The organism is Stappia sp. ES.058 (assembly GCF_900105595.1).
Taxonomy (GTDB): domain Bacteria; phylum Pseudomonadota; class Alphaproteobacteria; order Rhizobiales; family Stappiaceae; genus Stappia.
Genome location: NZ_LT629784.1, coordinates 3,674,804 through 3,700,863, shown reverse-complemented (window position 1 = coordinate 3,700,863; position 26,060 = coordinate 3,674,804). Strand labels below are relative to the sequence as shown.

The following is a 26,060-nucleotide window of genomic DNA, read 5'->3' as shown; positions in this document are numbered from 1 at the left end:
AGTGGTTAATCGCGTTCGCCAAATTGTTCTCAAGACAGCCGAGCGCCTTGCGTGTTGGCAAGCACGAACGGGTTGAGGCCCAACCGGGCGCGGGCCTGATGGCACAGGGCGGTGGCCTCGAACATCATGGCGATGGCGGTCGCGATCGCGGCGCCCAGAATGCCGAAGATCGGAATCAACACGACATTCAGCGCGATGTTGAGCGCGAATGTCAGAACGTAGACCAAGGCACAGCGGTTCTGCTGGTCGGCCATGGTCAGCAGTGCGTCGACAGGGCCGACCGATGCCCGCGCAAGCACGCCGAACAGAAGAATCAGCATCACCGGGTAGCCGCTTTCAAATCCCGGCCCGAACAGGGAGAGAAGAAAGGGACCGATCAGCACGAGGACCAGGGACAGCGCCAGGGTGGGCCAGAAGGTCCAGCGCGCGGTGTTGCCGACGAGGGCCGTGAGTTCGGTGTGCGCGCCGCTGTGAAACAGGCGCGAATAGCGATGTGCGGTGGCGGAGCGTACGGCAAAATAGACGAAATGGGCCAGTGCCGGGGTCTTGGAGGCGGCGAAATAGATCGCGACTTCGTCGGGCGGTCGCCAGAAGCTGACGAGGATGACGTCGGCACTGGTGATGAGCTGGAAGAAGCCTTCGACCAGCAGGATAGGCAGCGAGATCTTGAGCCAGACCGAGAAGGTCCAGTTTTCGCGCGAGGGCAGGCGTGGCGGTCCGGTTTTCAGCGAGCGCGAGAGCACCAGCATCTGTACGAGCGTGACCGTCCAGGTGGCGACAATGGCGACGGTGCAGGCGGTTGCCGCCGTCGGAGGCGCGCCAAGACGCATGGCAAGCAGGAGCCCGCCGAGAAGCACGATCGGTCGCCAGATGTAGAGGGGAAGCATCGCCAGCAGCGGCCAGTCATAGGCACGCGCGATCCCGTCCTGAATGCTGCCGATCGTGTAGAGGGGCAGGCAGACGGCGGCGAGGAAAAGCGGCAGGACATAATAGGAGGTGATCCAGTCCTGAAACAGCCACACGGCCAAGACGCCGGCGAGGGCGATCGCGGTGGCCGAAAGCCCGCCGGCCAGCCGGCTGCCGAACAGCAATGCGTTCAGCCGGTCGGGCCGGGGCAGGGTGCGGTATTCCGGAATGAGCCTCAGGACGGAAGAGGAGAAGCCGAGCGGCGCGAAGATGCCGAGCACGATGACAAGCGTCCACACCACAACATAGATGCCGTATTCGTGGCTTCCCATCATGCGGGCGAGAATCACCTGCGACACATAGGCGAGCGCCGCGCCGAGGACGCGCACGAGAAACACGACCATCGCCATGCGTTGTGCCTGGGAGGTGTCCGGTTCGCCGTTGAAAAACGCATCGAGCCGTGCCAGCGCAGGTTGAACGCGCATGAAGACGGCAGGCGGCAGAATGCGTTCGGCCCATGTGGATGGGGAGAGGCGCAACGAAACAGGCTCCTTTGCGATCAGTTGGCGCAACAATAGGACCTTGAGGCTTAATTTTCCTTACACGCGGCAGCTTGTGGCGGCCTTTGGAAAGGATCACGCGAATGTGATTGCGGCGGGGCATGGTTTCGTCCTGCCCATGCTGACGACGAGGCGCTTGACTCTGGAGCCGTGTTTCGGAATCTATAAGAACATAACAGGAACAAAAGTGGTTGCCGTGCCCCGACCCGATCCGGACCGAATGCTCCTTGTCGAGCTGCGCAGCCGCGTTGCGGCTCTCGAAGGACGCCTCTCCAGCGAGGTGCAGCTCCAGCCGGACCCTGCCTCCGCCGCAAACGGGCAGGGTCCGGCCCGTCTTCTCACGGGCGTTGCGGGCTTTGACGGACTGTTTGCCTCTGCCGGGATGCCTTGCGGCACGCTTCATGAGGCGACAAGCGCCGAAAGCCGGTCCGGCGGTGCGCTGACCGGTTTTGCCGCCGCGATGCTGTCCTGTCTGGCTGCCCGGTGTTCCGGTGCGGTTCTCTGGGTCACGGAGCCGGACGGCGGACGGGAAACCGGCTCTCCCAATGCGGAGGGGCTGGCGCGCTTCGGTCTCGATCCCGGGCGGGTGGTTCTGGTGCGCACGCGCTGTGTCGAGGAGATGCTGTGGGCGGTTGAGGAAGGGGTGCAGGCCAAGGGGGTTTGCGCGGTCGTCGCGGAGATGCGGGGTGCGCCCCGGGCGCTCGATCTCACGGCCTCGCGGCGGCTTTTGCTGAGGGCGGAAGCAGGCGGCGTGACCGCCTTTCTGCTGCGCCATGCCGGAGGGGCTGCGCCGAGCGCCGCGGCCACGCGCTTTCGCATCGCGGCGCGGCCGAGTGGGAGACGGGAGGGACTTCGACTGGCGCCCCTTGGCCGGCCCGGCTGGCAAGTGGAGCTGCAACGCAATCGGGGCGGATGTCCCGGCATCGTGGAGCTGGAGTGGGATCATGCGATGCGAAGCTTTGCCGCGCCAGCGGATCGTGAGCCTGTGGTTTCCCGAACTGGCGACAGACCGGCTGGAGCGTCTGGAACGGGGCGCGTCATGGCGTTCCCGCGGCGCTGAGGCTGCCCCGCGCGCGGTGATCGCCACCCGGAAGGGGGCGGAGCGTGTCGTGGCGCTCAACGCGGCAGCCCATGACCTTGGGGTATTGGCGGGGGAGCCGCTGGCGGATGCCCGCGCCCGGCATCCGGGCCTGTTGAGCGACGCGCAGGCGCCGGGTGAGGAGGTGGCCTTGCTGGCCGCCCTGGCGGACTGGTGCGACCGCTATACGCCGCTTGTCGCACTGGATGGCGGCGACGGCCTTTTGCTCGACATCACCGGCTGCGCGCATCTCTTCGCCCGCACCGGGAACGAGGCGCTGGAGAAAGGCATGCTCCCCGCCGGTGAACGCGCGCTCATGCGCGATTGCCTGCGCCGGCTGAACGATCAGGGGTTCGCGGTGCGCGCGGCCGTTGCCGACACGCCGGCGGCGGCCTGGGCGCTTGCGCGGCATGCGCCGGAGCGAAGCGGCCTGCCGGGGACGTCGGCGTGCGAAGGTGTTCCGCCGGGGAAATGGCGCGATGCGCTCGCCCCCTTGCCGATGGCCGCCCTGCGTCTTGAGGAGACAACGATCGATGCGCTTGCCCGGGTGGGCCTGACACGTGTTTGCGATGTCATCGACCGACCGCGCGGTCCGCTTGCCTCCCGGTTCGGGCGGGAGCTGGTGCGCCGCATCGACCGGTTGCGGGGCGATGCGGCGGAGCCGATCTCGCCGCGCCTGGCCGTACCGCTCCTGGCGGCGGATCGACGGTTCTTCGAGCCGATTTCCCGGGAGGAGGACGTGCGTGGCGTGATCCTGGGGCTTGCCGAACGGCTGTCGGGCGATCTGGAGCGGCGCGGCGAGGGTGGGCGGGCTTTCGAACTGGCGCTCTTCCGGGTGGACGGTGTGGTCAATCGCGTGACGGTGGGGACCAGCCGGGCCTTGCGCGATCCGAAAAGGGTGCTCGGCCTGTTCGCGGAAAAGCTCGCCGCCCTTGGTGACGATTTAGACGCGGGCTTCGGTTTCGATCTCGTTCGCCTGTGCGTTCTGGAAGCGCAGCGTTTCGAGGCGTCTCAGGCCGATTTCTCGCAAGCGGGCGAACAGACGGAAGCGCTCGACGTGTTGATCGACCGTCTCGGGGCGCGTCTCGGCATCGCCCGGGTCGCCCGCTTTTTGCCGTGCGACAGCCATTTGCCGGAGGCGCGCCAGAAACTGGTGCCTGCGGCGCTGGTCGATGCGACCGCTCTCGTGTGGTGCTCCGAGACGCCCGAGGCGCCCGACACGCCGCAATTGCGGCCCTTGCGTCTGATCGACCCGCCCGAATCGGTCGATGCGGTGGCCATGGTGCCCGAGGGGCCGCCGCTTCGCTTTCGCTGGCGGCGGGCGCTTTATGAGGTGCGCGCCTGCGAGGGACCCGAACGGCTGGTCCCGCCCTGGTGGCAGAGTCCGCAACCGCCGCAGGCGCGCGACTATTACCGGGTGGAGGATGGCGAAGGCCGGCGCTTCTGGCTGTACCGGGAAGGCTTCTATGACGTGGGCTCAGCGCCCGATGGCGCGCCGCCGCGCTGGTTCCTGCAGGGACTTTATGCATGAGCGGGTTTTCCCCGGGATATGCCGAACTCTGTGCGGCGACGAATTTCTCCTTTCTGCGCGGCGCGTCGCATCCGGAGGAACTGGTGCGCCGTGCCGGCGAGCTTGGTCTGGCGGGTCTGGGGATCTGCGACCGGAACTCGCTTGCCGGCGTGGTCCGCGCGCATATGGCGGCCAAGGAGATCGGCCTGCGGCTCGTGGTCGGCTGCAGGCTGGCGTTTTGCGATGGAACGCCGGATATCCTGGCCTGGCCGCGCGACCGGGAGGCCTATGGCCGGCTGACGCGGCTCCTGACGATCGGCAACCGGCGCGCTCCCAAGGGCGACTGCCATCTGACGCTGGAGGATCTCGTGGCCTGGGGTGAGGGGCTGGTGCTTGCCCCGATCCCCGCACCTGAGGAGGAGGCCGGCCTTGAAGCGCTGCTTGTCCGTTTGCGTGGCGTCTTCGAGGATCGTCCCCGCCTGGCAGCGGCGCTGGGCTATGGTCCCGACGACCGTCGCCGGCTGGAGCGGCTCGCCGGCATCGCGCGCGCGGCCGGCGTGCCGCTGCTCGCCACCAACGACGTGCTCTATCATGCCGCTGAACGCCGGCCCTTGCAGGATGTTTTGAGCTGTATCCGCCTGCATGAGACGCTGGAAGGCGCGGGTCGCCGGCTGGAGGCGAATGCGGAGCGTCATCTGAAGGACGCATCGGCGATGGCGCATGTTTTTCGCGCGACCCCCGAGGCGCTGGCCGAGGCCGTCGCTCTTCTGGAGAGCGTGACGTTTTCCCTCGACGATCTGGCCTATGAATATCCCGAAGAACCGAGCGGCATGAGCGCCACGCCGCAGCAGGAACTGGAACGACTGACGTGGAAAGGGGCGGAGCGTCGCTATCCCGACGGCGTTCCGCCAAGGGTCGAGGCAACAATCCGGCGCGAGCTTGCGCTGATCGAGGACCTCGTCTATGCGCCCTATTTTCTCACCGTTCAGGACATCGTCCGTTTCGCCCGCGCCCGAGATATCCTGGCGCAGGGGCGCGGGTCGGCGGCCAATTCGGCCGTGTGTTTTTGCCTCGGCATCACCGAGGTCGACCCGGTGCGCGGCGATCTCCTGTTCGAGCGCTTCATCTCGCCCGAGCGGCGCGAGCCGCCGGATATCGACGTCGACTTCGAGCACGAGCGGCGCGAGGAGGTGATCCAGTACATCTACGGGAAATACGGGCGCGAGCGCGCTGGCCTCGCGGCCACCGTGATCACCTATCGCACCCGCTCGGCCGTGCGTGAGGTGGGCAAGGTCTTCGGGCTGTCGCAGGATACGCTCAATCGCCTCGCCGGCACCATCTGGGGCTGGTCGTCCAACGGCATCGATCAACGCATGTTGCGCGAGGCGGGGCTCGATCCCGTCGACCCTCGCCTGGAGCTGGTGGCGCGGCTGTCGCGCGCGATCATCGGCTTCCCGCGCCATCTCTCGCAGCATGTCGGCGGCTTCGTCATCACCCGGGGGCGGCTCGATACGGTGGTGCCGATCCAGAATGCGGCGATGGAGGGGCGCACCGTCATCGAGTGGGACAAGGACGATCTGGAATCGCTCGGCATGCTGAAGATCGACATTCTGGCGCTTGGCATGCTGACCGCGATCCGCAAGAGCCTCGACCTTTTGCGCGAGGACTACGGCCGGGAGGAGACGCTGGCGTCGATCCCGCCGGAGGAGCCGGAGGTCTACGACATGTTGTGCCGGGCCGATTCGCTTGGCGTGTTCCAGGTGGAAAGCCGGGCACAGATGACGATGCTGCCGCGCCTGAAGCCGCGCAATTTCTACGATCTGGTGATCGAGGTGGCGATCGTGCGACCCGGCCCGATCCAGGGCGACATGGTGCATCCCTATCTGCGTCGCCGTCAGGGGCTGGAGAAGGTCGTTTATCCGAAAAAGGAGCTGGAGGACGTGCTCGGCAAGACGCTCGGCGTGCCGCTGTTCCAGGAGCAGGCGATGCGGATCGCCATCGTCGCCGCCGGGTTTTCACCCGGCGAGGCCGACCGGTTGCGCCGCGCGATGGCGACCTTTCGCCGGGTCGGCACCATCGGCACCTTTCAGCGCAAGATGATCGACGGCATGGTTGCGCGCGGTTATGAGGCGGAGTTCGCCGACCGCTGCTTCCGCCAGATCGAGGGCTTTGGCGAATACGGCTTTCCCGAAAGCCATGCGGCCAGTTTCGCGCTCCTGGTCTATGCCTCCGCCTGGCTCAAGGCGCGCTATCCGGATGTCTTTCTGGCCGGCATGTTGAATGCGCAGCCGCTTGGTTTTTACGCCGCCGCGCAGCTTGTGCGCGATGCGCGCGAGCATGGCGTGGAGGTGCGCGAGGTCGACATCAATCTTTCCGACTGGGACGCGACCCTGGAGGCCGGGGCGCCGGCGGCCGGCCGGCTGCATCCGCGCCATATGCAGATGCGTGGCACGATCCTGAGCACGCGGGCGGTGCGGCTCGGGTTTCGCAGCGCCAAGGGGCTGAAGCAGGAGGATATGCAGACGCTCGTCGCGCGACGGGGAGACGGCTATGATTCCGTGCGCGACCTCTGGTTGCGGTCGGGCCTGTCGAAACGCGCCATCGCCCGGCTTGCCGAGGCCGACGCCTTTCGCTCTCTCGGGCTGGATCGGCGCGCGGCGCTGTGGGCGGCGCAGGGGCTGGACGATGGCGCGGAACGCACACGCCTGCCGCTGTTCGACACGGCGGCCGTCGGCGAATTGCGGCGCGAGCCGGATGCGGATCTGCCGCGAATGCCTCCGGGCGCCCATGTGGTTGCCGACTATCGCGCGCTGTCGCTCTCCTTGAAGGCGCATCCGGTCGCCTTCTTGCGCCGGCGTCTCGAGCGGCTGTCGATTGCGCCCTGCGATGCGCTGTCACGCACTCGCAACGGGGTGCGACGCGAGGTGGCGGGCCTGGTGCTGGTGCGCCAGCGGCCGGGCACGGCGAGCGGCGTGATCTTCATGACGCTGGAGGACGAGACGGGCGTCGCCAATGTCGTGGTCTGGCCCAAGGTGTTCGAGCGTTACAGGGCGGTGGTTCTCGGTGCGCGGCTCCTGAGAGTGCGCGGCAAGGTTCAGTCGGATCAGGGCGTGGTGCATCTGATCGCCGACACGCTGGAGGATGCGACGCCGATGCTGGGCGATCTTTCCGACGACAGTATCGCGGATTCCGGTCTTGCCCGTGCCGACGAGGTCAGGCGGCCGGTGCCCGACCAGCGGCACAAGGTGCGGCCGGGCAGCGGGCTTGCGCAGCTGGTGCGCGAGGTGCCGGAGCTTGCCCGGACCCGCAACGTTCACACGCGGTCGCGCCAGGATCGGGCCGAGGACAAGGTCAGGACCGCCATGCCCAGGGGCCGGAACTTTCACTGAGGCGCAGGGGCCAAGTTTTGCGAAAACGGACATGCCCGCCCGAGGGACGGCAGGGTCTTTCCGGGACAGGCGCTACTGCGGCGCTGTCATGTCGGTCAGCATCTGGGCTTCGACGAATTTCCGGCTGTTCGCGTCCATCACCCTGAGTTCGCCCGAACCGATGTCGAACCAGGCGCCGTGCAGCGACAGCCTGCCCCGCTCCTCCAGGATGCGCACGCACGGAAAGGTTCTCAGGTTTTCAAGCGACTGGCGCACGCCGGCATATTCGAGAGCCAGTTGCTGGTCCTCGTCGCGTTCCAGGGCCAGGCACTGGAATTGCGCGGCCGGCTCGAGCAGCGTCATCCACTTGCCGATGAAATCGCCGGGCGACAAAGGCTTGGAATCCTGCGTCAGAAAGGCCTTTACGCCACCGCACAGACCGTGCCCCATCACGACGATGTGCTTCACCTTCAGGGCCTGAACGGCGAATTCGAGCGCGGCGCTGGTGGAATGATAATCGCCGTCGGGTTCATAGGGGGGCACCAGATTGGCGACATTGCGCACGACGAACAATTCGCCCGGGCCGGCGCCGAAGATGCCTTCCGGGGTCACCCGGCTGTCGCAGCAGGAAACGACCATCACCTCGGGCTGCTGACCGTAAAGCGCAAGATGTTCGTAGTTCGAGCGATGCGGGGCGTGGGCCCGCTCGCGGTACTGGCGATAGCCCTCGAGCAGCGGCTCCGGGAAGGGCGACATCTTTCCCGCCGCCGGGACTTGTGCCTTCATCTCGCCTGCAGACGACTTTGACCTGTCGGACGGCATTGGCCTGCCTCATCGTGTTCTTGTGACCGAACGGGTATTCCCGAACGGCAAGCGCACACTACGAACTGATGGCGCAACGCGCCAGTGCGGCAATCATGGCTGCATGTATGCGCATCCGTCACAGGTCCGACTTGCACATGGCGCGCGCGCACGGTCTTATGCGGCGCGCGCTGCCGGCGAGGCGGTCGGTTGCGCTGGACACAACGGAAGGGACCAGCCGTGAGCAAGACCAACCCGGGCAATTTTTTCGAGGATTTTCATATCGGTCAGGTGCTGCGGCATGCAACGCCGCGCACGGTCACCAGCGGCGATGTGGCGCTTTATACCGCCCTTTACGGGCCGCGTTTCGCCGTCCAGTCCTCCGACGCCTTCGCACGCGCGCTTCATTATCCCCATGCGCCGGTCGACGATCTGCTCGTGTTTCACATCGTTTTTGGCAAGACCGTTCCGGATATCTCGCTCAACGCCGTCGCAAACCTTGGATATGCGGGCGGCCGGTTTCTGGCGCCCGTCTATCCCGGCGATACGCTCTCGGCGATCTCCGAGGTGATCGGCGTGAAGGAAAACTCCAACGGCAAAACCGGTGTCGTCTATGTTCGCTCTACCGGCTACAAGCAGGACGGCACCGAGGTGCTTGACTATGTACGCTGGGTGATGGTGCGCAAGCGCGACGCCGCCTCGCCGGCGCCCGAGCCGGTGGTGCCGGAGCTTCCCGATGCGATCGCGCCCGAGGGACTGGGCGATGCCTGTCCATTGATCAACGTCGGCGCCTGGGACTTTGATCTCGCCGGCGCGCCGTTTCGCTTCGACGACTATGCGGTCGGCGAGCGCATCGACCATGGCGACGGCATGACGGTGGAGGAGGCGGAGCACCAGATCGCGACGAGGCTGTACCAGAACACCGCCAAGGTGCATTTCAACCAGCATTCGGAAGGTCAGGGCCGTTTCGGGCGTCGGCTGATCTATGGCGGCCATGTGATTTCGCTGGCCCGGTCGCTTTCGTTCAACGGGCTGGGGAATGCCTTTCACATCGCCGGCATCAATGCCGGACGTCATGTCGCGCCGCTTTTTGCCGGCGACACGGTCTATGCGTGGTCCGAGGTCATCGAAAAGGCGACGCTTGAGGGACGCGAGGATGTCGGCGCCTTGCGGCTTCGCATGATCGCCACCAAGGATCGCGCCTGCGCCGATTTTCCGCTGGTCGACGCCGAGGGGCGGTACGATCCCTCCATCATCCTCGATTTCGATTGCTGGGCGCTCATTCCCCGTTAGGGGAGCGGCTCAGGACCCGGCGAGCGGATGATGCGCCTCGACGAGCGCCTTCAGGCGGGCATCGAGCACATGCGTGTAGATCTGTGTCGTTGAAATGTCAGCATGCCCAAGCAGTTGCTGGACCACGCGCAGGTCCGCACCATTTTGAAGCAGGTGCGAGGCGAAGGCATGACGCAGCACATGCGGTGACAGAGCGCGCGTGTCCAGTCCGGCGCGCACCGCCAGTGCCTTGAGGTCGCGGGCAAAGGCCTGGCGGGTCAGATGACCGCTTTCCCCATGAGAGGGAAACAACCATTTGGATTTGGCGCCGGATCCGGCGGCCGTGCCGGCCTCCACGTGACTGCGCATCGCGTCGCGCGCCGCATCGCTCAGCGGAACGGCGCGCTCCTTGTTGCCCTTGCCGCGCACGGAAATCAGGCGTTCATCGCGCAATGCAGCGGTAAGCGGAAGCGACACGAGCTCCGAGACACGCAAACCGGTCGCGTAAAGCACCTCCAGCAGCGCATGCAGACGCAAGGCGCGCAGTCTCGCGGCCTCGGTTCCCGCGCCCGTTCGTGCTTCGTCGCGCGCGATGCCAAGCAGCCGGTCGACGTCCTCGACACTCAGGACCCGGGGAAGCGACGGGCGGGTCTTGGGCGAGGAGACGCTGCGGGTCGGATCGTCGCCGCGCAGGCCGTCGGCAAACAGGTGCCGGTAGAACTGGCGCAAGGTCGACAGATGCCGCGCCTGGGTGCTGGCCGCGAAACCGCGGTGAGACAGATCGCGGAGATAGCCGGTCACGGCATCCTTGTCCGCCGTTTGCAGGGTGCTGCCCATTGTCGCGGTGAAATCGCTGAAGCTTTCCAGATCGCGGCGATAGTTTTCCAATGTGTTCAGCGCGGCGCCACGTTCAGCCGAGAGCATTTCCAAAAAGCCCTCGGTCAGGATGCCGTTGGAGGCCATGACGCTTTCGCCTTTTCCGTCTTGCCGCTCTGGCTTCCTATCTTCCGAATCCGTCGACCCTGAGGCGGACGGTGATCTCGCGCGGCGACGGCTCGACAAAGGTGCCGAGCGAATAGACAACGGCCGCGCTCAGGCCGGCGAGGACCACGAGTGCGACCAGAAGGCGGGTCAAGGTGGGCATTCCAACTCCGCGAACTCGTCAAAACGACGGAGAGATCTTCCCTGTTTTGACCAATCCCGGTCCGGCTTGCAAGAAAAACGGCGGGTTTGCCGTGTTGCGCGACGGGAAAGCGCCAGGCTCTGCGCGGGAAGGCTTGACGACCCGGGGGCGGGAAGGGCAAAGCGATGGAAACGCAAGGGAGGGCGGGTATTTCATGTCCGCGATGCAAAAGCTTGTCGAAGCGGATCGTGCCCGTCGTCTGGTGGCCGCGCTCGACGGACGGGCGATCGTGCTGGTCGGCATCATGGGGTGCGGCAAGTCCAGCGTCGGGCGCCGGCTCGCCCATGCACTGGGATTGCCCTTCGTGGATGCCGACACCGAAATCGAGGCGGCGGCCAATCAGACGATTGCCGAGATATTCGCCCAGCATGGCGAGCCGTATTTTCGCGCGGGCGAGCAACGGGTGATCTCGCGGTTGTTGAAGAACGGCGCGCAGGTGCTGGCGACCGGCGGCGGTGCCTTCATGAACGCCGAGACGCGCTCGGAAATCGCCGCGTCGGGCGTATCGGTCTGGCTGAAGGCGGATCTCGCCGTGGTGATGAGCCGGGTTCGCCGCAAGCCGACGCGGCCGCTTCTCAACGGTCCCGACCCGGAAGGGGTCTTGCGGCGGCTGATGGACGATCGCTATCCGGTCTACGCCCGATCTGACCTAACGGTGTGGTCTCGCGACGTTCCGCATGAGACTGTCGTTCTGGATGTGGTGTCGGCGCTCGAGACCTTTTTGGGACTGGGCACGAAAACGGCGCAGACCGCTCGCCCGTCGGAACAAGGAGCCTGACTGAGATGCCCGATTCGCCAAGCGCACCATCGTCCGACCTTCTCAGCGCGTCGCAGAGCGCTCGTGTCAACGTGGATCTCGGCGCCCGCAGTTACGATATCCTGATCGGCGGCGGACTGATCGAGGAGGCCGGCCGGTGCATCGGCGCGGTCCTTCCGGGTGCACGCGTTGCCATTGTCAGCGACGAAAACGTGGCGGCGCTCCACCTGGAGGCCTTGCAGGCTTCACTGGACGCGGCCGGCATCGGACATTCCGCGATCCTGTTGCCGCCCGGAGAGGCGAGCAAACGATTCGAGGTCTTCGAGACCGTGTGCGACCGCGTGCTGGAAGCGCGGCTCGAACGCGGCGACGCGATCGTCGCGCTGGGCGGGGGCGTCGTCGGGGATCTCGCCGGCTATGTCGCGGCCAGCGTGCGTCGGGGTATGCCCTTCGTTCAGATCCCGACCAGCTTGCTGGCCCAGGTTGATTCATCCGTCGGCGGCAAGACCGGCATCAACGTGCGCCAGGGCAAGAACCTGATCGGCGCGTTTCATCAGCCGGCGCTCGTGCTGGCGGACACCGATGCGCTGAATACGCTGCCGGCGCGCGAGTTTCGCGCAGGCTATGCCGAAGTCGTCAAATACGGGCTGCTCGGCGACGCGGCCTTCTTCGACTGGCTGGATTCCAGTCATGCCGCGATTTTCGCAGGCGGCGCCGAGCGGGCGCAAGCCATAGCGGCCTCCTGCCGGGCCAAGGCCGCGATCGTTGCCGCGGACGAACGCGAGGGCGGCACGCGCGCCCTGCTCAATCTCGGCCACACTTTCGGACATGCGCTTGAGGCCGTTGTTGCCTACGATGGCACGCGGCTGGTCCATGGCGAAGGCGTCGCCATCGGCATTCGGCTGGCGTTCGATTTTTCGGTGCGGCTCGGCTTGTGCCCTCCGCAGGACGCGGAACGGGCAGCCCGCCATCTTGCCGATGTCGGGCTGCCCACCCATATCCGGCAGGTGCCCGGTCAGATGCCGCCGTCCGGGACGTTTCTCGACATCATGGCACAGGACAAGAAGGTGAGCCGGGGCGCGCTGACTTTCGTCCTGACGCGCGGGATCGGTGAGGCCTTCGTCGAGCGGGGTGTCGATCCCACCGTCCTGCGTGATTTTCTGGAAGCCGAACTCAACACGGGCGAGATTATTCATGGGTGACGCAAGTCTCTGGCTGTCTGTTATCGCGATCATTGTGCTGCTTGCCCTGTCCGGGTTTTTCTCGGGGTCGGAGACGGCGCTGACGGCGGCGTCGCGCGCGCGCATGCTGCAGATGGAACGAAACGGGGAACGCCGGGCGGCCGTTGTCGGGCGCCTGATTTCCGCGCGTGAGCGGTTGATCGGCGCGCTGCTGCTCGGTAACAACCTTGTCAATATCCTCGCCTCCGCGCTCGCCACCAACGTGTTGCTCGGATTTTTTGGCGATGCCGGCGTCGTTTATGCGACCCTGGTGATGACCATGCTGGTGCTGATCTTTTCGGAGGTGCTGCCCAAGACCTGGGCGATTTCCGATCCGGATCGTTTTGCGGTTGCCGTGTCGCCGATCGTGCGCCCCGTCGTGATCCTGTTCGCGCCGGTCGTCATGGGGGTGGAGGTGATCGTGCGCGCAATTCTCAAGACCTTTGGCGTTGATGTGTCCGAAAACCGCAACGTCTTGTCCGCGCATGAGGAATTGCGCGGCACGGTCGATCTTCAGCATCTGGAAGGCGGGCTCGTGAAGGCCGAACGGGACCGTATCGGCGGGTTGCTGGATCTGGCCGACCTGGAAGTGTCCGACGTGATGGTGCATCGGACGAAAATGAACGCGCTGAATGCCGACGACGATCCGCAGGAATTGATCAGCGCCGCGCTGGACAGCCCCCATACACGGCTTCCGTTGTGGCGCGGTGAGACCGACAACTACATCGGCGTGCTGCATGCCAAGGATCTTTTGCGCGCCCTTGCCAAGGCCGGGGGCGATGCCGGCCTGCTTGACATTGATCAGCTCGTGTCTCCGCCCTGGTTCGTGCCGGACACGACCAGCCTGCAGGATCAGCTCAACGCCTTTCTCAAGCGCAAGGCGCATTTCGCCTTCGTTATCGACGAATACGGCGAGGTGATGGGGCTGGTCACTCTGGAGGACATTCTGGAGGAAATCGTCGGCGAGATTTCCGACGAGCACGATGTGGAGCTGCCGGGCGTTCGGCCGCAGCCCGACGGGTCGATCATCGTCGACGGCGGCGTTCCGATTCGCGACCTCAACCGGGCGTTCGACTGGCGTTTGCCGGACGACGAGGCGACGACGATCGCCGGTCTTGTCATTCATGAAGCGCGGATGATTCCCGAGGAACGTCAGGCTTTCACGTTCCACGACTACAGGTTCACCGTGCTTCGCCGGGAAAAGAACAGGATCACGCGGTTGCGCATGACGCCGCTTTCGAAGATTGCGGCGGGAACGGTCAAGACCGCAGCTGTCGTGCCGGCCCCGCATTCCCCAACCGTACAGCCGGGATAGGGTGGCGAACGCCGGAGACGGCCCTCAAAACGTCAGGCGGGGGCGGTGGCTCGCCCGCCGCCGCGCGGATCCGGTTCTCCGGGCGCGCGCGCCTCGATGGCAAGTGCGTGCACGCCCTGCGCCAAGGCATCCTTGAGACAGGCATTGACCGCACGGTGACGCGCGACCCGGTTCATGTCATCGAAGGTTGCCGACACGATGCGAACCCGGAAGTGGGTTTCTCCACCTTCCCGCCAGCCTCCGTGGCCGCGATGCTTTTCCGATTCGTCGACAACGTCGAGGAGATCGGGGGCAAACGCTTCGGTCAAACGCCGTTCGATATGTGATTTGATGGTCATGCGACTCATGTGACAGGATTTTCGCCCGCGTCAAGATCTTGCCGAACACGTGCGGCTCCCCCTATCTATGCAGATTGCCGCGCCGCCGGTGCCGGTGGGATGCACCGTGGCCTGATCGCGGCACCGAGGTGTTGCACTTTGCAGCAGCCGGACATGCCAGCCCCGCTACCGCTCGATATCGACCTCGACGGACAATGGACAAGAAACCCGTGACCTCGAACATCTTCGACCGCATACGCATCAGCCCGAACCGGTCCCGCACCCGCACGCGGGCGGAGGAGTTCGTGGCCGATCGGGTGTGCGAGTGGGAGGGGTGCGACCAGCCCGGCACCCACCGGGCGCCGAAAGGGCGTGACAACGACGGGCAGTATCATCATTTCTGCCTCGATCACGTGCGGCTCTACAACAAGTCCTACAATTACTTTTCCGGGATGGACGACAACGAGACCCGTGCCTATCAACGCGATGCGCTGACCGGCCATCGACCCACCTGGAAAATGGGAGTGAACGCCAAGGCCGCCAAGGACGACGGCGCTGCATGGTCGGATACCGATCCGCGGCAGGCTGCGCGCGCGCGGGCAGAATCCCGGATGCGCGGGCGCGGGCGGGGCGGCGAATCCCGGGCGCGGGCGCCCAAGCTGAAGCAACTCGAGGCCCGCGCCTTCGATACGCTCGGTCTGGCGCACACCGCGCGTGGCGACGAGGTCAAGGCGCGCTACAAGAATCTGGTCAAACGCCATCACCCAGACGCCAATGGCGGAGACCGGTCGTCGGAAGACCGGTTGCGGGAAATCATCAATGCGTACTCCCTGCTGAAGAAGGCGGGATTCTGCTAAACGAAGTGCTCGGCCAGTCCGCCGCCAGCCAAACGGACCTGCGGCACTCCCTTGCAGGATCGCGCCAATGCGCTATGACCGATTGGACTTCGTCTCCTGCATGCGCCGATCGTTTCGCGGCATGTGCGGCCAGCGGTCTCACACGGCTCCCTTCCCCGGGACATCGGGTCGCGGGGCGCGTCGCCTGCAAGGGCGACAAACCGTTTTCACTCGGTTGGACTTTGTTCTAGGGTCCAGTCCGCCTTTCGTCCGCGTCCACGCGGATCCGCATCGACATGCCCTCACCCGTGATTGCGCGGGCCAGCGGAGGATATATGACTGACATGACGCAGCCCGTCGAAAACCTGCCCGACACGACCGTATCCGTGCGCGACGTGTTCGGCATCGACAGCGACCTGACGGTTCCCGCCTACAGCACGCCGAACGAATACACGCCGGATCTCGATCCGGACTATCTGTTCGACCGCGAGACGACGCTGGCGATCCTTGCCGGGTTCGCCCACAACCGTCGTGTGATGGTCACCGGCTATCATGGCACCGGCAAGTCCACACATATCGAGCAGATCGCCGCCCGGCTCAACTGGCCCTGTGTGCGCGTGAACCTCGACAGCCACATCTCGCGTATCGACCTTGTCGGCAAGGACGCCATCGTCCTGCGCGACGGTCAGCAGATCACCGAGTTCCGGGACGGCATCCTGCCCTGGGCGCTGCAGAACAACATCGCCCTCGTCTTTGACGAATATGATGCCGGCCGCGCGGACGTGATGTTCGTCATCCAGCGCGTGCTCGAGGTCTCGGGCCGACTGACGCTGCTCGACCAGAACAGGGTGATCCGTCCGCATCCCTCCTTCCGCCTGTTTGCCACGGCGAACACGGTCGGCCTCGGCGACACCTCGGGCCTTTATCACGGGACGCAGCAGATCAACCAGGGACAGATGGACCGCTGGTCGATCGTCACGACGCTGAACTATCTGCCGCATGACAATGAGGTTGAAATCGTTCTGGCAAAGGCGAAGCACTACCAAAACGAAGAGGGCCGCAAGACGGTCTCGCGAATGGTTCGGCTTGCCGACATGACGCGCAATGCCTTCATCAACGGCGATCTGTCGACGGTGATGAGCCCGCGCACGGTGATCACATGGGCCGAAAACGCCCAGATCTTCGACGATCTCGGTTTTGCCTTCCGCGTCACCTTTCTCAACAAATGCGATGAAATGGAGCAAACGCTCGTCGCGGAATTCTATCAGCGCTGTTTCGGCGAGGAATTGCCGGAATCCGCTGCCAATGTGGTGATGAGCTAACCCGGACCCTCCCATGCGCAATCCGCCGTCAGAACAGAAACAGCCGGACACCGGCCCGCTCAAGCGCGCGATCGGCGACACCATGCGCGCCATCGCGGCCGATCCCGAGCTCGAGGTGATGTTCTCCTCCGATCGTCCGTCTCTCAGCGGTCATACGGCGCGGCTTCCCGAGCCGTCCCGGCGGCCGAGCGAGGCGGAGGTCGCGATCGCTCGCGGCATCGGTGATGCGATGGCTTTGAAGCTCGCCTGTCACGACCCGGCGGTTCATCGCAAGCTCGGCCCGCAGTCCGAAACGGCGCGTGCGATCTACGATGCGGTCGAACAGGCGCGTTGCGAGGCGGTGGGTGCCACGCGCATGCCGGGGGTTTCCGACAATCTCGAGGCGATGCTGGAGGACAAGTGCCGAAAGGCGGCGTTCTCCGATGTCAGCAGCCGCGACGACGCGCCGCTCGAGGAGGCGATCGCCTATATGGTGCGCGAGCGCCTGACGGGGCGAGCGGCGCCGAAGAGCGCGGAGCCGATGATTTCCCAGTGGCGGGACTGGATTGAGAACAAGGCGGGCGGCGCGCTCGACGACCTCGCCGAACGGTTCGAGAACCAGCAGGACTTTGCCAAACGTGTCCGCAAGGTCCTGTCTTCGCTTGAAATGGAAGAGGATCTCGGTCAGGAGGGCGACGACGATACCGGTGAGGAGGAGGAAGCCGAGGGCCGTGACGAACGCGGCGAAACGTCCTCCGACGGCGAGGAAAACGCCGGCGAGGAGGAGGGTGCGCCTCAGGAAATGGAGCTGTCCGGCGAGGAAACCGAAGCCGGGGAAACGGAAGGTCTCGACGGCGACATTGAAGACATGGTCGACGACGACGGGGCCGACCAGGCGGAAGAAGCCGGCGAGAGCCCGCAGCGCGAGCAGCCGTTCTCCAACCAGCCACCGGCCTCCGACTACAAGGTGTTCTCCGACAAGTTCGACGAAACGATCCCGGCCGAGGAGCTTTGCGATACCGCCGAGCTCGACCGGCTGCGCGGTCATCTCGACAAGCAACTGGTCAATCTGCAGGGGGCCGTGGCACGGCTTGCCAACCGTTTGCAGCGCAAGTTGCTGGCGCAGCAGAACCGTTCCTGGAGTTTCGACCAGGAGGAGGGGCTGCTCGACACCGCACGGCTGATGCGTGTGGTGATCGACCCGATGCAGCCGCTGGCCTTCAAGCAGGAAAGCGATACGAATTTCCGCGATACCGTCGTCACGCTTCTGCTCGACAATTCCGGCTCGATGCGCGGACGCCCGATCACGGTGGCGGCGACCTGTGCCGATATTCTGGCGCGTACGCTGGAGCGTTGCGGCGTCAAGGTCGAGATCCTCGGGTTTACGACGCGCGCCTGGAAGGGCGGGCAGTCACGGGAAGCCTGGCTTGCCGCCGGCAAGCCGGCCCAGCCCGGACGGCTGAACGACTTGCGTCATATCATCTACAAGTCGGCCGATGCGCCGTGGCGACGCGCGCGCCGCAATCTCGGACTGATGATGCGCGAAGGCCTCCTGAAGGAAAATATCGACGGCGAGGCGCTTGACTGGGCGCACAAGCGGCTCCTCGGGCGCCCCGAACAGCGCAAGATCCTGATGATGATTTCCGATGGCGCGCCGGTCGACGACTGCACGCTCTCGGTCAATCCCGGCAACTATCTGGAGCGACATCTGCGCCATGTCATCGCGGAAATCGAGAACCGGTCGCCGGTCGAACTGATTGCGATCGGCATCGGGCACGATGTCACGCGCTATTACAACCGGGCGGTTACCATCGTCGATGCCGAAGAGCTGGCGGGTGCGATGACCGACCAGCTTGCCGATCTTTTCGATGATCAGACGCAAGCCCCCCGGTCGCGTCGCGGCCGCCGGCGGATGGCGCGCTAGGAGATGGCGCTTGCGCGATGCCGCATGCCGCGGCGCCTCGCCCCGCTGCTCTTGATGCTGGCGCTGGCACCTGCTCTTGCCGGTGCCGCCTTGGCGCGCAAACAGATCGACGTCACGGCGATCGACGTTCAGACCAAGCAGATCGAACGGTTTCGCATCGGCGCTGGCGATGACATGGCAGCAGGCCGGCTGACCTTTCTCGGCGGGCTGGAACTCCTCTCGGGGACCCGTCACATGGGCGGACTGTCCGGACTTGTCGTGACCGGTGACGGCGGGGATCTTCTCGCGGCAGCCGACAACGGGCTGTGGTTTCAGGCGCGGATCGTGAGCGACACGGCCGGTCGCCCGCTCGCGGTCGAGGACGCGCGGATTGCGCCTATGCTGGGGCCCGACGGCCGGCCCCTTGCCGACAGCGGGCGCGGCGACAGCGAGGGCGTGACCTTGCGCCGGGGCGCGCAAGGTGCGGAGGTTCTGGTCTCCACCGAGCGCATTCCGCATGTCTACGCCTTTCCCTTTCCGCTCTCCTTCGAGGCGCGGGGGCGCGATATTGTCCTGCCGCCGGGCATTCGCAGGCTGCGCCACAACAAGGGAATGGAGGCGATCGCGGCGGCAAACACGGGGCCGCTTGCCGGAACGCTGGTCATTATCGGCGAGCGCGGGCTGACCTTTGCCGACGATCTTCCGGGCTTTCTGATCGGTGGGGCCAACCCGGGCGAGTTCACCGTGGCGCGCCAGGATGCCTATGACGCGACCGACGCGGCGTTTCTGCCAGACGGCGATCTTCTGCTGCTGGAGCGTCGCTTCACGCTGCGCCACGGCCTCGGCATGCGGTTGCGCCTGTTTTCGCCGGATGAACTGGCGCCCGGGCGACGCGCTGTCGGCACCGTCCTTCTCGAAGCCGGCTACACCGACCAGATCGACAACATGGAAGGTCTCGCGGTGCATGAGAGCCGGGAGGGAAAGACGATACTGACGCTTATTTCGGACGACAACCGGTCGATCCTGCAGCGCACTTTGTTGCTGCGGTTCCGTCTGGATCAATGACGCGGAAGACCCCCCGTTACCCTGGAATTCACGGTGTCAGGTTGACATTTCGGGGCGGCAACGTCATTTAAAAGCCACTTCGTCAACCGCCAAACGTCGGGATCCGATGTTCGAACGTCGCCCATTCTCCGCTTCGCTCCACTCCGCGACCGCTGTCGCGGCGGTGATGCTGCGCGCGGACGCCGCCCGAACGGCCCCGATGTGTGTCCTGCGCGCGACGCACACGACAACACCCCGCAAAACGACCGTCTAACAGCCCTTGCGACCCGCGCTTCCCGGGTCTTCCGGGGGGTGTGAAAACGAGTGGATGCGCGCGGTTTGCCCGCATCCACGGACCGGGGGAGCCGCAACAAAGGAACATGGAAAATGTCTTACAAGATCGCCGTCGTTGGAGCCACCGGCAACGTTGGCCGTGAAATGCTAGACATCCTCGAGGAGCGCGGGTTCCCCGCAAGCGAAGTGGTCGCTGTCGCGTCGCGGCGCTCACAGGGTGTCGACGTATCCTTCGGCGACAAGACGCTGACGTGCCAGGCGATCGACCATTTCGATTTCTCGGATGTCGACATCTGCCTCATGTCAGCCGGTGGAACCGTATCTAAGGAATGGTCGCCGAAGATCGCGGCGCAGGGGTGTGTCGTGATCGACAATTCCTCGGCCTGGCGCTACGATTCCGATGTTCCGCTGATCGTGCCGGAGGTAAATGCCGACGCGGTCGAGGGCTTTCGCAAGAAGAACATCATCGCCAACCCGAACTGTTCGACGGCGCAGCTTGTCGTGGCGCTGAAGCCGCTGCACGACGCGGCGACCATCAAGCGGATCGTCGTCTCCACCTATCAGTCGGTGTCCGGCGGCGGCAAGGATGCGATGGACGAGCTGTTCAACCAGACGCGTGCGGTCTTCGTGAATGATCCGATCACCCCGGAAAAGTTCACCAAGCGGATTGCCTTCAATGTCATTCCGCATATCGATGAATTCATGGAAGACGGCTACACCAAGGAAGAGTGGAAGGTGCTGGCGGAAACCAAGAAGATGATCGATCCGACGATCAAGGTCACCTGCACCGCCGTGCGTGTTCCGGTGTTCATCGGCCATGCCGAGGCCGTCAACATCGAGTTCGAGAACCCGCTGAGCGCGGACGAGGCGCGCGATATCCTGCGCGAGGCGCCGGGTGTTCTGGTCATCGACAAATCCGAGGACGGTGGCTACATGACGCCTTATGAGAGTGCCGGCGAGGACGCTACCTACGTCAGCCGCATTCGTGAGGACGCGACCATCGAGAACGGTCTCAACATCTGGGTCGTGGCGGACAATCTGCGCAAGGGCGCGGCGCTCAACACCGTTCAGATCGCGGAATTGCTCGTCAACCGGGGCCTTATTCAGCCGAAGAAGGCCGCCGCCTGAGCGGGGTTCACTGGACGTTGCCACGGTTCGTGGCGTGAAGACGATAGAGCGGCCGGGCGACAAGTCCGGCCGTTTTCGTTTCGACGCCTCAAGGAGCAAGTCGGGCGATATGGGCACCCAGGTCCGCGATTTCCTGTCGCGTCAACGCCATGTCCGGCATTTTGGGATGTGGATCGGCAAGGAACTCGGCGAGCGCCTTTTCATCGAAGTCGGGCCTGGCGGCGATCTCCGCGAAGGTCGGGACCGCCACGCTTCCGCTTTCCTGAGCGTCGTCCACGACATGGCAGGCAGCGCACCAGGTCCTGGCAATCTCGCGCCCGTTCTGCGCATCTGCGGCCTGCGCGCCGGCAAACGGCAGGGCCGTCAGAACCGCCAAGGTTGCAACGGCAATGTGGATCGCGTCGGTTATCCGTGAGCGTGGCGTGGGGGTCATGGCGCGCCTTTCTGTCTGGGTGATGAGAGACAAGGGTAGCGGCCCGAAGCAATCGGGAACAGACTGTTGTCTTGCGATTTCGGTTTGAAGAAGGGTGTTTCGATATGACGATGCGAGTGGTGAAGACGTTCGCGGTCATCGGTCTGGTCGTCGCCGGCCAGATCGGGGGGGCCGCTGCCGGACAGGCGCAGACCGCCAGTGTGACGTCGACCCCCATCCTGTCGGGAAACGACCGGTTCCATCCGGTCATCGCCCGCTCGGGAATGGTGTCCAGCCAGGAGGCGATCGCCACGCGTGTCGGGCGCGATATTCTCGCGGCCGGCGGAAATGCGGTCGACGCGGCGGTCGCGACGGGCTTTGCGCTTGCCGTCACCCTGCCGCGCGCGGGAAATCTCGGCGGCGGCGGCTTCATGATGGTTCACATGGCGCAAACCGGCGAGACCCTGGCGCTCGACTATCGCGAAACGGCCCCGGCAGGCGCGTTTGGAGACATGTTCCTCGACGATGCGGGCAATGCAGACAGCCGGAAGTCACGGTTTTCCGGACTGGCCGTCGGCGTCCCTGGCACAGTCGCGGGTCTTGCTGGAGCTCATGAGCGGTTCGGCAGCGGCACATTCACTTTCGCCCAACTTGTCGCGCCGGCGATCGCCCTTGCCCGAAACGGATTTCCCGTTTCCGACGACCTGTCGCAGTCGTTGAAACGCTCTTTCCCGCGTCTGTCTAAAGACCCGGACGCTGCGGACATCTTCTACAAGGCTGGCGGCGGGTTCTATGAGCCGGGCGACCGGCTGGTGCAGGCGGAGCTTGCCATGTCGCTGGAGAAGATTGCGGCGCAAGGCGCGCGCGGCTTCTACGAAGGGCCGGTGGCGGATGCCATCGCCGCCCGGGTGTCGGGTGCCGGCGGGTCGATGACGACGGAGGATCTTCAAGCCTATCGCGCGATCTGGCGCGAGCCTGTCACCGGGACCTACCAAGGGTATGAGATCGCCTCGATGCCGCCACCGTCGTCTGGCGGTGTGCATATCGTCGAGATCCTCAACATGCTGGAGCCTTTTGGCCTGTCGGAGAGCGGCGCGGGATCGGCCGCGACATTGCATGCGATGGCGGAGGCAATGAAGCGCGCCTATGCCGACCGCTCCAAATATCTCGGCGACCCCGATTTCGTTGATGTGCCGGTCAAGGGCCTGACGTCGAAGGCCTATGCGATCGAGCGGATGGCCGATTTCGATCCGGCGCGGGCGGCACCGGCCTCCGAGGTCGCTCCCGGGGCTCCGCAGCCTTATGAAAGCAATGAGACGACGCATTTTTCCGTGGTCGATGTCGCCGGAAACGCGGTTTCCAATACCTACACGCTGAATTTTTCTTATGGCGTTGGAATGATGGCATCGGGAACCGGCATCCTGCTCAACAACGAGCTGGATGACTTTTCCGCAAAGCCCGGCGTTCCCAACGCATACGGGCTGATCGGGGGAAAGGCGAATGCGGTCGAGCCGCGCAAACGGCCGCTGTCGTCGATGAGTCCCACTCTTGTCTTTCGTGACGGAGAGTTCGTGCTGGCGACCGGGTCGCCGGGTGGCAGCCGGATCATCACCACGGTTCTCCAGGTCATCTTGAACGTTGTCGACCACGGCATGAACATCGCGGAGGCAAGTGCGGCACCGCGCATGCATCATCAGTGGCTTCCCGATGAACTGCGTGTGGAAGAGGGCTTCTCGCCCGACACCTTGAAGCTCCTGGCCGAAAAGGGCCACAGCATTGCCGTGAAACCGGTGATGGGGTCGACGCAATCGGTGATGGCGGTCGCGGGCGGGCTTGCCGGCGCCGCCGACCCCCGGCGTCAGGGTGCGCAGGCCGCCGGATATTGAGTGCGACGGCGTCCGGCGCCATCCCGTTTCAGGAGACGCGGCCGTGTCCGGCACCGCGCGGCTGTCGCCTCAGCAACGTGACGACGAGCAACACCGCGTAGGCCGCGCCCAGGAGGAGTGGCAGGCCGTGCGGGCCTGCGATGTCGATCACGGCGCCGGAGACTGTGGGGCCGGCGAAGCCTCCGACGCCCCACATGACCGCGAAACCGGCGTTGCCGGAGATCAGCATCGCGCCGGTGAAGCGTCGTCCAAGCTCCATCAGTGCGATGGTGTAAACGCCATATGCGGCGGACCCCCAGACGAAGAGCATCGCCCAAAGCGCGAAGTGCTGCGAGATCAGAAGCGGCAGCAGGGCCGCTCCGATAATGGTGAGGAGGCACAGGAGCGCCATCATGCGTCCGGTGCCCCAGCGGTCGGCAATTGTCCCGATGGGCACCTGAAACAGGATGTTGCCGACGATGAGCACCGCGAGAGCGGTCGCGATCGCCGGTTCGTCAAGTCCGTTGCTTAAGCCATAGACCGGAAACATCGTGAGGATCGCCTGGTCGAAAGCGGCCGCGATGCCGGTGACGGCCATCAGGAACGGGATCAGCGGAGCCACCTTGCGGATCGACCCGGTGTCACCGACCGCGAAGCGAGGCAACCGGTCCCGGATCGCCCAGATCAGCCCGGCGCAGATGAAGGCGACGCCGATGCACAGCAGGAAGGGGGCGAGGGTCTGCGTGCCGGTCAGGGCAAGGATCGCGGGGCCGAGCGCAAAACCGCCGGCAAGCGACGTGGCATAAAACCCTAGCAGACGGCCCCGAATGCGGTCGGGCGCCATCTGGTTCACCCAGGTTTCGCTCGAAATATAAAGCCCGTTGATCGCGACACCGAGCAGAAAGCGGGCGGGAAACCAGACCCAGAGCGACTGCCAGATCGCGATCACCGCGAAAATGACGGCAAGGGCAAGGGCGCAGGCAAAGGCAAGCCGTGCCGCGCCGAAGCGGATGGCGAGACCGGGCGTCAGTGGTGCGGATACAATCAGGCCGACGGCCATCGTCGCCGCATTTGCGCCTATCAGCCAGGCCGGTGTGCCCTGGCGCTCCAGGATGAACGAGAGCAGGGGATATGTGAGACCCTGCGCCAGGCCGAAAACGGCCACCATCAAAAGCACAACGCCAAGAGCCAGCTTGTCCAGGTCCTCCGAGATCCCCGACTCAATCCGTGCCATGTGGTGTCCCGTCCAACTGAGGTTTCAGACGCGTCGCGTGCCGGGACGTGTCCAGTCGCTTGATCATTGCGGTTGCCTTGGAAAACCCGAAGAGCCTTGAGAGCGGGCCGAGGTGCGCGACCTTTCCCGCCACAAAGCCGTTTCGCTCGTAAAGGGCGCGGGCCCTTGGATTGGTGTCGATCACGTCGAGCCGCACGGCATGCCGTGCGTTGGTCCGGGCGATTTCACAGATCCCTTCGAGCAGGGCCGTCCCGGCTCCCTTGCCACGCGCCGGGCCTGCGACCGCGATGCCGTCCATCGAAAGTGTCTTGTTATCCTCCGGCTTCTCCAGAAGGGAGAGACCCGCCACGCGCACGGCACCGCCGACGAAGCCGTATCGTTTTTGAAAGTCGGGCCAGCCCGGTTCGAACAGGCCCGAGCCGTTCATCCTGAAGCCGGCAATGCCGAGCAATTGTCCCCCATCCACCGCGGTGACCGCCCGATCAGGGCGTAGATGCGGCGCCAGAAAATCGGCCGCCTGTTCCGCCGTGCCGAAAAAGGGACGGAGCTTCTGGAACAGCGCCTGCACATAGATGTCGACCGCGTCTCGCGCGTGGCGGGCCGGCACGAAGGCAAAGATGTCCATCGGAGTGGGTCGTTCCTTTCGCGTGAGGAGGAAAGCGGGCGGGATTGTTGCGCCATACTGACGTAATGATCCTGCCGCAGGTTGCAAGCAAAATAACTGCACGCGCGCCAGGTAGCCTCGCCAGAAGCGCGGGAATCAGTCTATGAGAAGAGCTGACGCGTGCTCTCGGGAGCCTTCATGCCGATACACCACATTGCACCATTTCTGGAATGGTTGAGCACCTTGCCGGCGACCCGAATGATTGCCGCGTCGCCATTCGCGCAAGACGCTGCGCTGACATTGCATCTCTTTGGAGCGATGGTGCTTGTCGGAGCGCTGGTGCCGCTGAACCTTCGGCTTCTCGGGCTGTGGAAGGCGGCGGCGCTCGGCGATGTCCGGCGCGTGTTGTCTCCTGTGGCTTTCGCCGGCCTCGTTCTGGCTTTGCTCGGTGGTCTCGCACTCTTGTCGCAGCGCCCCTTTGCCATCGCTGCCGTGCCGGCCTTTCAGGTCAAGATGGTGCTGATCGCGCTTGCCGGGGTGAATGCGCTGAGCCTGCGTCTTGTTCCCGCCTGGCGGCTGCTCGACCAGGTCGATTCGCGCGGCACCATCTCGCGCTTCCGGACCGCCGGTTTTGTCTCGCTTTTGTGCTGGTTCGGGGTTCTGGCACTTTCGCGCTGGCCAGACCTCCTGTGATGTCGGGCTATTGCGCTCGGCGATAGAGGCCGGTGTTCACGATCGGGCCCTCCCCGGGCACCTCGACGGTCTGCTCTATCTCCATGCTGCGCCCGTCCTCGGCGAGCATCCGTTTCGCCGTCATCAGCACCAGGTCCCCGCGTTTGGCCTGGGAGGTGAGAGTGTGGTCGTCTTCAAAATACAGGAACAGCCTGTCGGCGAGCCCGCTTTCCGACAGGCGCTGTCCCGTGCCACCCGGAACGCCGGTGATCTCACCCTCCAGCGTCTCGCCGTCCGCCGTAATCAGCGTCATGCGAATGCACACCAGCCCGAATTCCTCCTCGATCGTGCAGCGCCCTGACCTGGGCAGGTCGCTCTGGTCGAACTCGCTTTCGTCGCGGTCCAGGATCCAGGTCCCGAGAAACGGCGCAATCTGGTCGGTCATGGCGGAAATCGTCCTTTTGCCCGTTGTCATCTCGG

The 26,060-nt window shown here is 65.0% G+C and carries 23 protein-coding genes; 14 read left to right on the top strand and 9 right to left on the bottom strand.

The features are described from left to right. Positions 1–29: 29 nt before the first annotated feature. A complete protein-coding gene (locus tag BLU32_RS17170; protein ID WP_197673630.1) occupies positions 30–1,445 on the bottom strand; it encodes a lipopolysaccharide biosynthesis protein in 1,416 nt (471 codons plus the stop codon). A 241-nt stretch (positions 1,446–1,686) separates the two neighbouring features. Between BLU32_RS17170 and BLU32_RS17165 the strand changes: the two genes are divergently transcribed. Genes BLU32_RS17165 through BLU32_RS17155 form a run of 3 tightly spaced genes read left to right on the top strand, consistent with a single transcriptional unit; the run spans position 1,687 to position 7,443 of the window. Then, positions 1,687–2,526, top strand: coding sequence for an ImuA family protein (locus BLU32_RS17165; RefSeq protein WP_157727723.1), 840 nt, complete (start codon positions 1,687–1,689; stop codon positions 2,524–2,526). Then, the gene (locus tag BLU32_RS17160) at positions 2,411–4,075 is read left to right on the top strand and encodes a DNA polymerase Y family protein (RefSeq protein WP_208976914.1); all 1,665 of its coding nucleotides are present in this window, start codon (positions 2,411–2,413) and stop codon (positions 4,073–4,075) included. Before BLU32_RS17165 ends, BLU32_RS17160 begins: the two co-directional genes overlap by 116 nt. Then, complete coding sequence (locus BLU32_RS17155) at positions 4,072–7,443, top strand: error-prone DNA polymerase (protein ID WP_093808956.1); 3,372 nt, start codon at positions 4,072–4,074, stop codon at positions 7,441–7,443. Before BLU32_RS17160 ends, BLU32_RS17155 begins: the two co-directional genes overlap by 4 nt. A gap of 72 nt (positions 7,444–7,515) precedes the next feature. Here the strand turns inward: BLU32_RS17155 and BLU32_RS17150 are convergent, their stop codons facing one another. Continuing rightward, positions 7,516–8,208 carry a carbonic anhydrase gene (locus BLU32_RS17150; RefSeq protein ID WP_244501727.1) on the bottom strand — a complete coding sequence of 231 codons (693 nt, stop codon included), beginning with the start codon at positions 8,206–8,208 and terminating at the stop codon, positions 7,516–7,518. 255 nt (positions 8,209–8,463) lie between these two features. Here BLU32_RS17150 and BLU32_RS17145 point away from each other — a divergent pair, with 255 nt between their 5' ends. Beyond that, the gene (locus BLU32_RS17145; protein ID WP_093808954.1) at positions 8,464–9,516 is read left to right on the top strand and encodes a MaoC family dehydratase; all 1,053 of its coding nucleotides are present in this window, start codon (positions 8,464–8,466) and stop codon (positions 9,514–9,516) included. 9 nt (positions 9,517–9,525) lie between these two features. Here the strand turns inward: BLU32_RS17145 and BLU32_RS17140 are convergent, their stop codons facing one another. Beyond that, positions 9,526–10,458, bottom strand: a complete 933-nt coding sequence (locus BLU32_RS17140) for a site-specific tyrosine recombinase XerD (protein WP_093808952.1) — start codon at positions 10,456–10,458, stop codon at positions 9,526–9,528. A gap of 37 nt (positions 10,459–10,495) precedes the next feature. Beyond that, positions 10,496–10,639 carry a hypothetical protein gene (locus BLU32_RS22025; RefSeq protein ID WP_172838586.1) on the bottom strand — a complete coding sequence of 48 codons (144 nt, stop codon included), beginning with the start codon at positions 10,637–10,639 and terminating at the stop codon, positions 10,496–10,498. Positions 10,640–10,832: 193 nt separating this feature from the next. On the opposite strand from BLU32_RS22025, the gene BLU32_RS17135 reads away from it, so the two are divergent. Genes BLU32_RS17135 through BLU32_RS17125 form a run of 3 tightly spaced genes read left to right on the top strand, consistent with a single transcriptional unit; the run spans position 10,833 to position 13,970 of the window. Further along, a complete protein-coding gene (locus BLU32_RS17135) occupies positions 10,833–11,456 on the top strand; it encodes a shikimate kinase (protein ID WP_093808950.1) in 624 nt (207 codons plus the stop codon). 5 nt (positions 11,457–11,461) lie between these two features. Continuing rightward, positions 11,462–12,637: a 3-dehydroquinate synthase gene (gene aroB, locus BLU32_RS17130; RefSeq protein ID WP_093808948.1), complete on the top strand. Its 1,176-nt coding sequence runs from the start codon at positions 11,462–11,464 to the stop codon at positions 12,635–12,637. Beyond that, a complete protein-coding gene (locus BLU32_RS17125; protein WP_093808946.1) occupies positions 12,630–13,970 on the top strand; it encodes an HlyC/CorC family transporter in 1,341 nt (446 codons plus the stop codon). Before aroB ends, BLU32_RS17125 begins: the two co-directional genes overlap by 8 nt. 32 nt (positions 13,971–14,002) lie before the next feature. Here BLU32_RS17125 and BLU32_RS17120 read toward each other — a convergent pair whose 3' ends face one another. Continuing rightward, complete coding sequence (locus tag BLU32_RS17120; RefSeq protein WP_093808944.1) at positions 14,003–14,308, bottom strand: BolA family transcriptional regulator; 306 nt, start codon at positions 14,306–14,308, stop codon at positions 14,003–14,005. 194 nt (positions 14,309–14,502) lie between these two features. Here BLU32_RS17120 and BLU32_RS17115 point away from each other — a divergent pair, with 194 nt between their 5' ends. The 5 genes from BLU32_RS17115 to BLU32_RS17095 all read left to right on the top strand — a co-directional run bounded on the left by BLU32_RS17115 (position 14,503) and on the right by BLU32_RS17095 (position 20,793). Further along, the gene (locus tag BLU32_RS17115) at positions 14,503–15,144 is read left to right on the top strand and encodes a J domain-containing protein (RefSeq protein WP_093808942.1); all 642 of its coding nucleotides are present in this window, start codon (positions 14,503–14,505) and stop codon (positions 15,142–15,144) included. A 314-nt stretch (positions 15,145–15,458) separates the two neighbouring features. Continuing rightward, a complete protein-coding gene (cobS, locus tag BLU32_RS17110) occupies positions 15,459–16,445 on the top strand; it encodes a cobaltochelatase subunit CobS (protein WP_093808940.1) in 987 nt (328 codons plus the stop codon). A 13-nt stretch (positions 16,446–16,458) separates the two neighbouring features. Next, on the top strand, positions 16,459–18,348 hold the full coding sequence (gene cobT, locus BLU32_RS17105; RefSeq protein ID WP_093808938.1) for a cobaltochelatase subunit CobT: 1,890 nt from the start codon (positions 16,459–16,461) through the stop codon (positions 18,346–18,348). A gap of 24 nt (positions 18,349–18,372) precedes the next feature. Further along, entirely contained in the window at positions 18,373–19,392 is a 1,020-nt protein-coding gene (locus BLU32_RS17100) for an esterase-like activity of phytase family protein (protein ID WP_157727722.1), read from the top strand. 366 nt (positions 19,393–19,758) lie between these two features. Next, entirely contained in the window at positions 19,759–20,793 is a 1,035-nt protein-coding gene (locus BLU32_RS17095) for an aspartate-semialdehyde dehydrogenase (RefSeq protein ID WP_093808934.1), read from the top strand. 88 nt (positions 20,794–20,881) lie between these two features. Here the strand turns inward: BLU32_RS17095 and BLU32_RS17090 are convergent, their stop codons facing one another. Further along, the gene (locus BLU32_RS17090; protein WP_197673629.1) at positions 20,882–21,226 is read right to left on the bottom strand and encodes a c-type cytochrome; all 345 of its coding nucleotides are present in this window, start codon (positions 21,224–21,226) and stop codon (positions 20,882–20,884) included. A gap of 104 nt (positions 21,227–21,330) precedes the next feature. On the opposite strand from BLU32_RS17090, the gene ggt reads away from it, so the two are divergent. Then, on the top strand, positions 21,331–23,091 hold the full coding sequence (gene ggt, locus BLU32_RS17085; RefSeq protein WP_093808932.1) for a gamma-glutamyltransferase: 1,761 nt from the start codon (positions 21,331–21,333) through the stop codon (positions 23,089–23,091). 28 nt (positions 23,092–23,119) lie between these two features. Here the strand turns inward: ggt and BLU32_RS17080 are convergent, their stop codons facing one another. Continuing rightward, positions 23,120–24,304 (bottom strand): MFS transporter, encoded by a 1,185-nt coding sequence (locus BLU32_RS17080; protein ID WP_093808930.1) that lies wholly within the window; start codon positions 24,302–24,304, stop codon positions 23,120–23,122. After that, positions 24,291–24,929 (bottom strand): GNAT family N-acetyltransferase, encoded by a 639-nt coding sequence (locus tag BLU32_RS17075; RefSeq protein ID WP_093808928.1) that lies wholly within the window; start codon positions 24,927–24,929, stop codon positions 24,291–24,293. Before BLU32_RS17075 ends, BLU32_RS17080 begins: the two co-directional genes overlap by 14 nt. Before the next feature lie 177 nt (positions 24,930–25,106). On the opposite strand from BLU32_RS17075, the gene BLU32_RS17070 reads away from it, so the two are divergent. Continuing rightward, positions 25,107–25,601 (top strand): hypothetical protein, encoded by a 495-nt coding sequence (locus tag BLU32_RS17070; protein WP_093808926.1) that lies wholly within the window; start codon positions 25,107–25,109, stop codon positions 25,599–25,601. Positions 25,602–25,608: 7 nt separating this feature from the next. Here BLU32_RS17070 and BLU32_RS17065 read toward each other — a convergent pair whose 3' ends face one another. Beyond that, entirely contained in the window at positions 25,609–26,025 is a 417-nt protein-coding gene (locus BLU32_RS17065) for a hypothetical protein (protein ID WP_157727721.1), read from the bottom strand. Positions 26,026–26,060 lie beyond the last annotated feature (35 nt).

What these genes read in the sequence shown, in the direction of transcription:
- BLU32_RS17165 (WP_157727723.1), top strand. Translation starts at nt 1,687, where the DNA reads ATGCTCCTTGTCGAGCTGCGCAGCCGCGTTGCGGCTCTCGAAGGACGC.
- BLU32_RS17160 (WP_208976914.1), top strand. Translation starts at nt 2,411, where the DNA reads ATGCGATGCGAAGCTTTGCCGCGCCAGCGGATCGTGAGCCTGTGGTTT.
- BLU32_RS17155 (WP_093808956.1), top strand. Translation starts at nt 4,072, where the DNA reads ATGAGCGGGTTTTCCCCGGGATATGCCGAACTCTGTGCGGCGACGAAT.
- BLU32_RS17150 (WP_244501727.1), bottom strand. Translation starts at nt 8,208, where the DNA reads ATGAAGGCACAAGTCCCGGCGGCGGGAAAGATGTCGCCCTTCCCGGAG.
- BLU32_RS17140 (WP_093808952.1), bottom strand. Translation starts at nt 10,458, where the DNA reads ATGGCCTCCAACGGCATCCTGACCGAGGGCTTTTTGGAAATGCTCTCG.
- BLU32_RS22025 (WP_172838586.1), bottom strand. Translation starts at nt 10,639, where the DNA reads ATGCCCACCTTGACCCGCCTTCTGGTCGCACTCGTGGTCCTCGCCGGC.
- BLU32_RS17135 (WP_093808950.1), top strand. Translation starts at nt 10,833, where the DNA reads ATGTCCGCGATGCAAAAGCTTGTCGAAGCGGATCGTGCCCGTCGTCTG.
- aroB (WP_093808948.1), top strand. Translation starts at nt 11,462, where the DNA reads ATGCCCGATTCGCCAAGCGCACCATCGTCCGACCTTCTCAGCGCGTCG.
- BLU32_RS17125 (WP_093808946.1), top strand. Translation starts at nt 12,630, where the DNA reads ATGGGTGACGCAAGTCTCTGGCTGTCTGTTATCGCGATCATTGTGCTG.
- BLU32_RS17120 (WP_093808944.1), bottom strand. Translation starts at nt 14,308, where the DNA reads ATGACCATCAAATCACATATCGAACGGCGTTTGACCGAAGCGTTTGCC.
- BLU32_RS17115 (WP_093808942.1), top strand. Translation starts at nt 14,503, where the DNA reads ATGGACAAGAAACCCGTGACCTCGAACATCTTCGACCGCATACGCATC.
- cobS (WP_093808940.1), top strand. Translation starts at nt 15,459, where the DNA reads ATGACTGACATGACGCAGCCCGTCGAAAACCTGCCCGACACGACCGTA.
- cobT (WP_093808938.1), top strand. Translation starts at nt 16,459, where the DNA reads ATGCGCAATCCGCCGTCAGAACAGAAACAGCCGGACACCGGCCCGCTC.
- BLU32_RS17100 (WP_157727722.1), top strand. Translation starts at nt 18,373, where the DNA reads ATGCCGCGGCGCCTCGCCCCGCTGCTCTTGATGCTGGCGCTGGCACCT.
- BLU32_RS17095 (WP_093808934.1), top strand. Translation starts at nt 19,759, where the DNA reads ATGTCTTACAAGATCGCCGTCGTTGGAGCCACCGGCAACGTTGGCCGT.
- BLU32_RS17090 (WP_197673629.1), bottom strand. Translation starts at nt 21,226, where the DNA reads ATGACCCCCACGCCACGCTCACGGATAACCGACGCGATCCACATTGCC.
- ggt (WP_093808932.1), top strand. Translation starts at nt 21,331, where the DNA reads ATGACGATGCGAGTGGTGAAGACGTTCGCGGTCATCGGTCTGGTCGTC.
- BLU32_RS17080 (WP_093808930.1), bottom strand. Translation starts at nt 24,304, where the DNA reads ATGGCACGGATTGAGTCGGGGATCTCGGAGGACCTGGACAAGCTGGCT.
- BLU32_RS17075 (WP_093808928.1), bottom strand. Translation starts at nt 24,929, where the DNA reads ATGGACATCTTTGCCTTCGTGCCGGCCCGCCACGCGCGAGACGCGGTC.
- BLU32_RS17070 (WP_093808926.1), top strand. Translation starts at nt 25,107, where the DNA reads ATGCCGATACACCACATTGCACCATTTCTGGAATGGTTGAGCACCTTG.
- BLU32_RS17065 (WP_157727721.1), bottom strand. Translation starts at nt 26,025, where the DNA reads ATGACCGACCAGATTGCGCCGTTTCTCGGGACCTGGATCCTGGACCGC.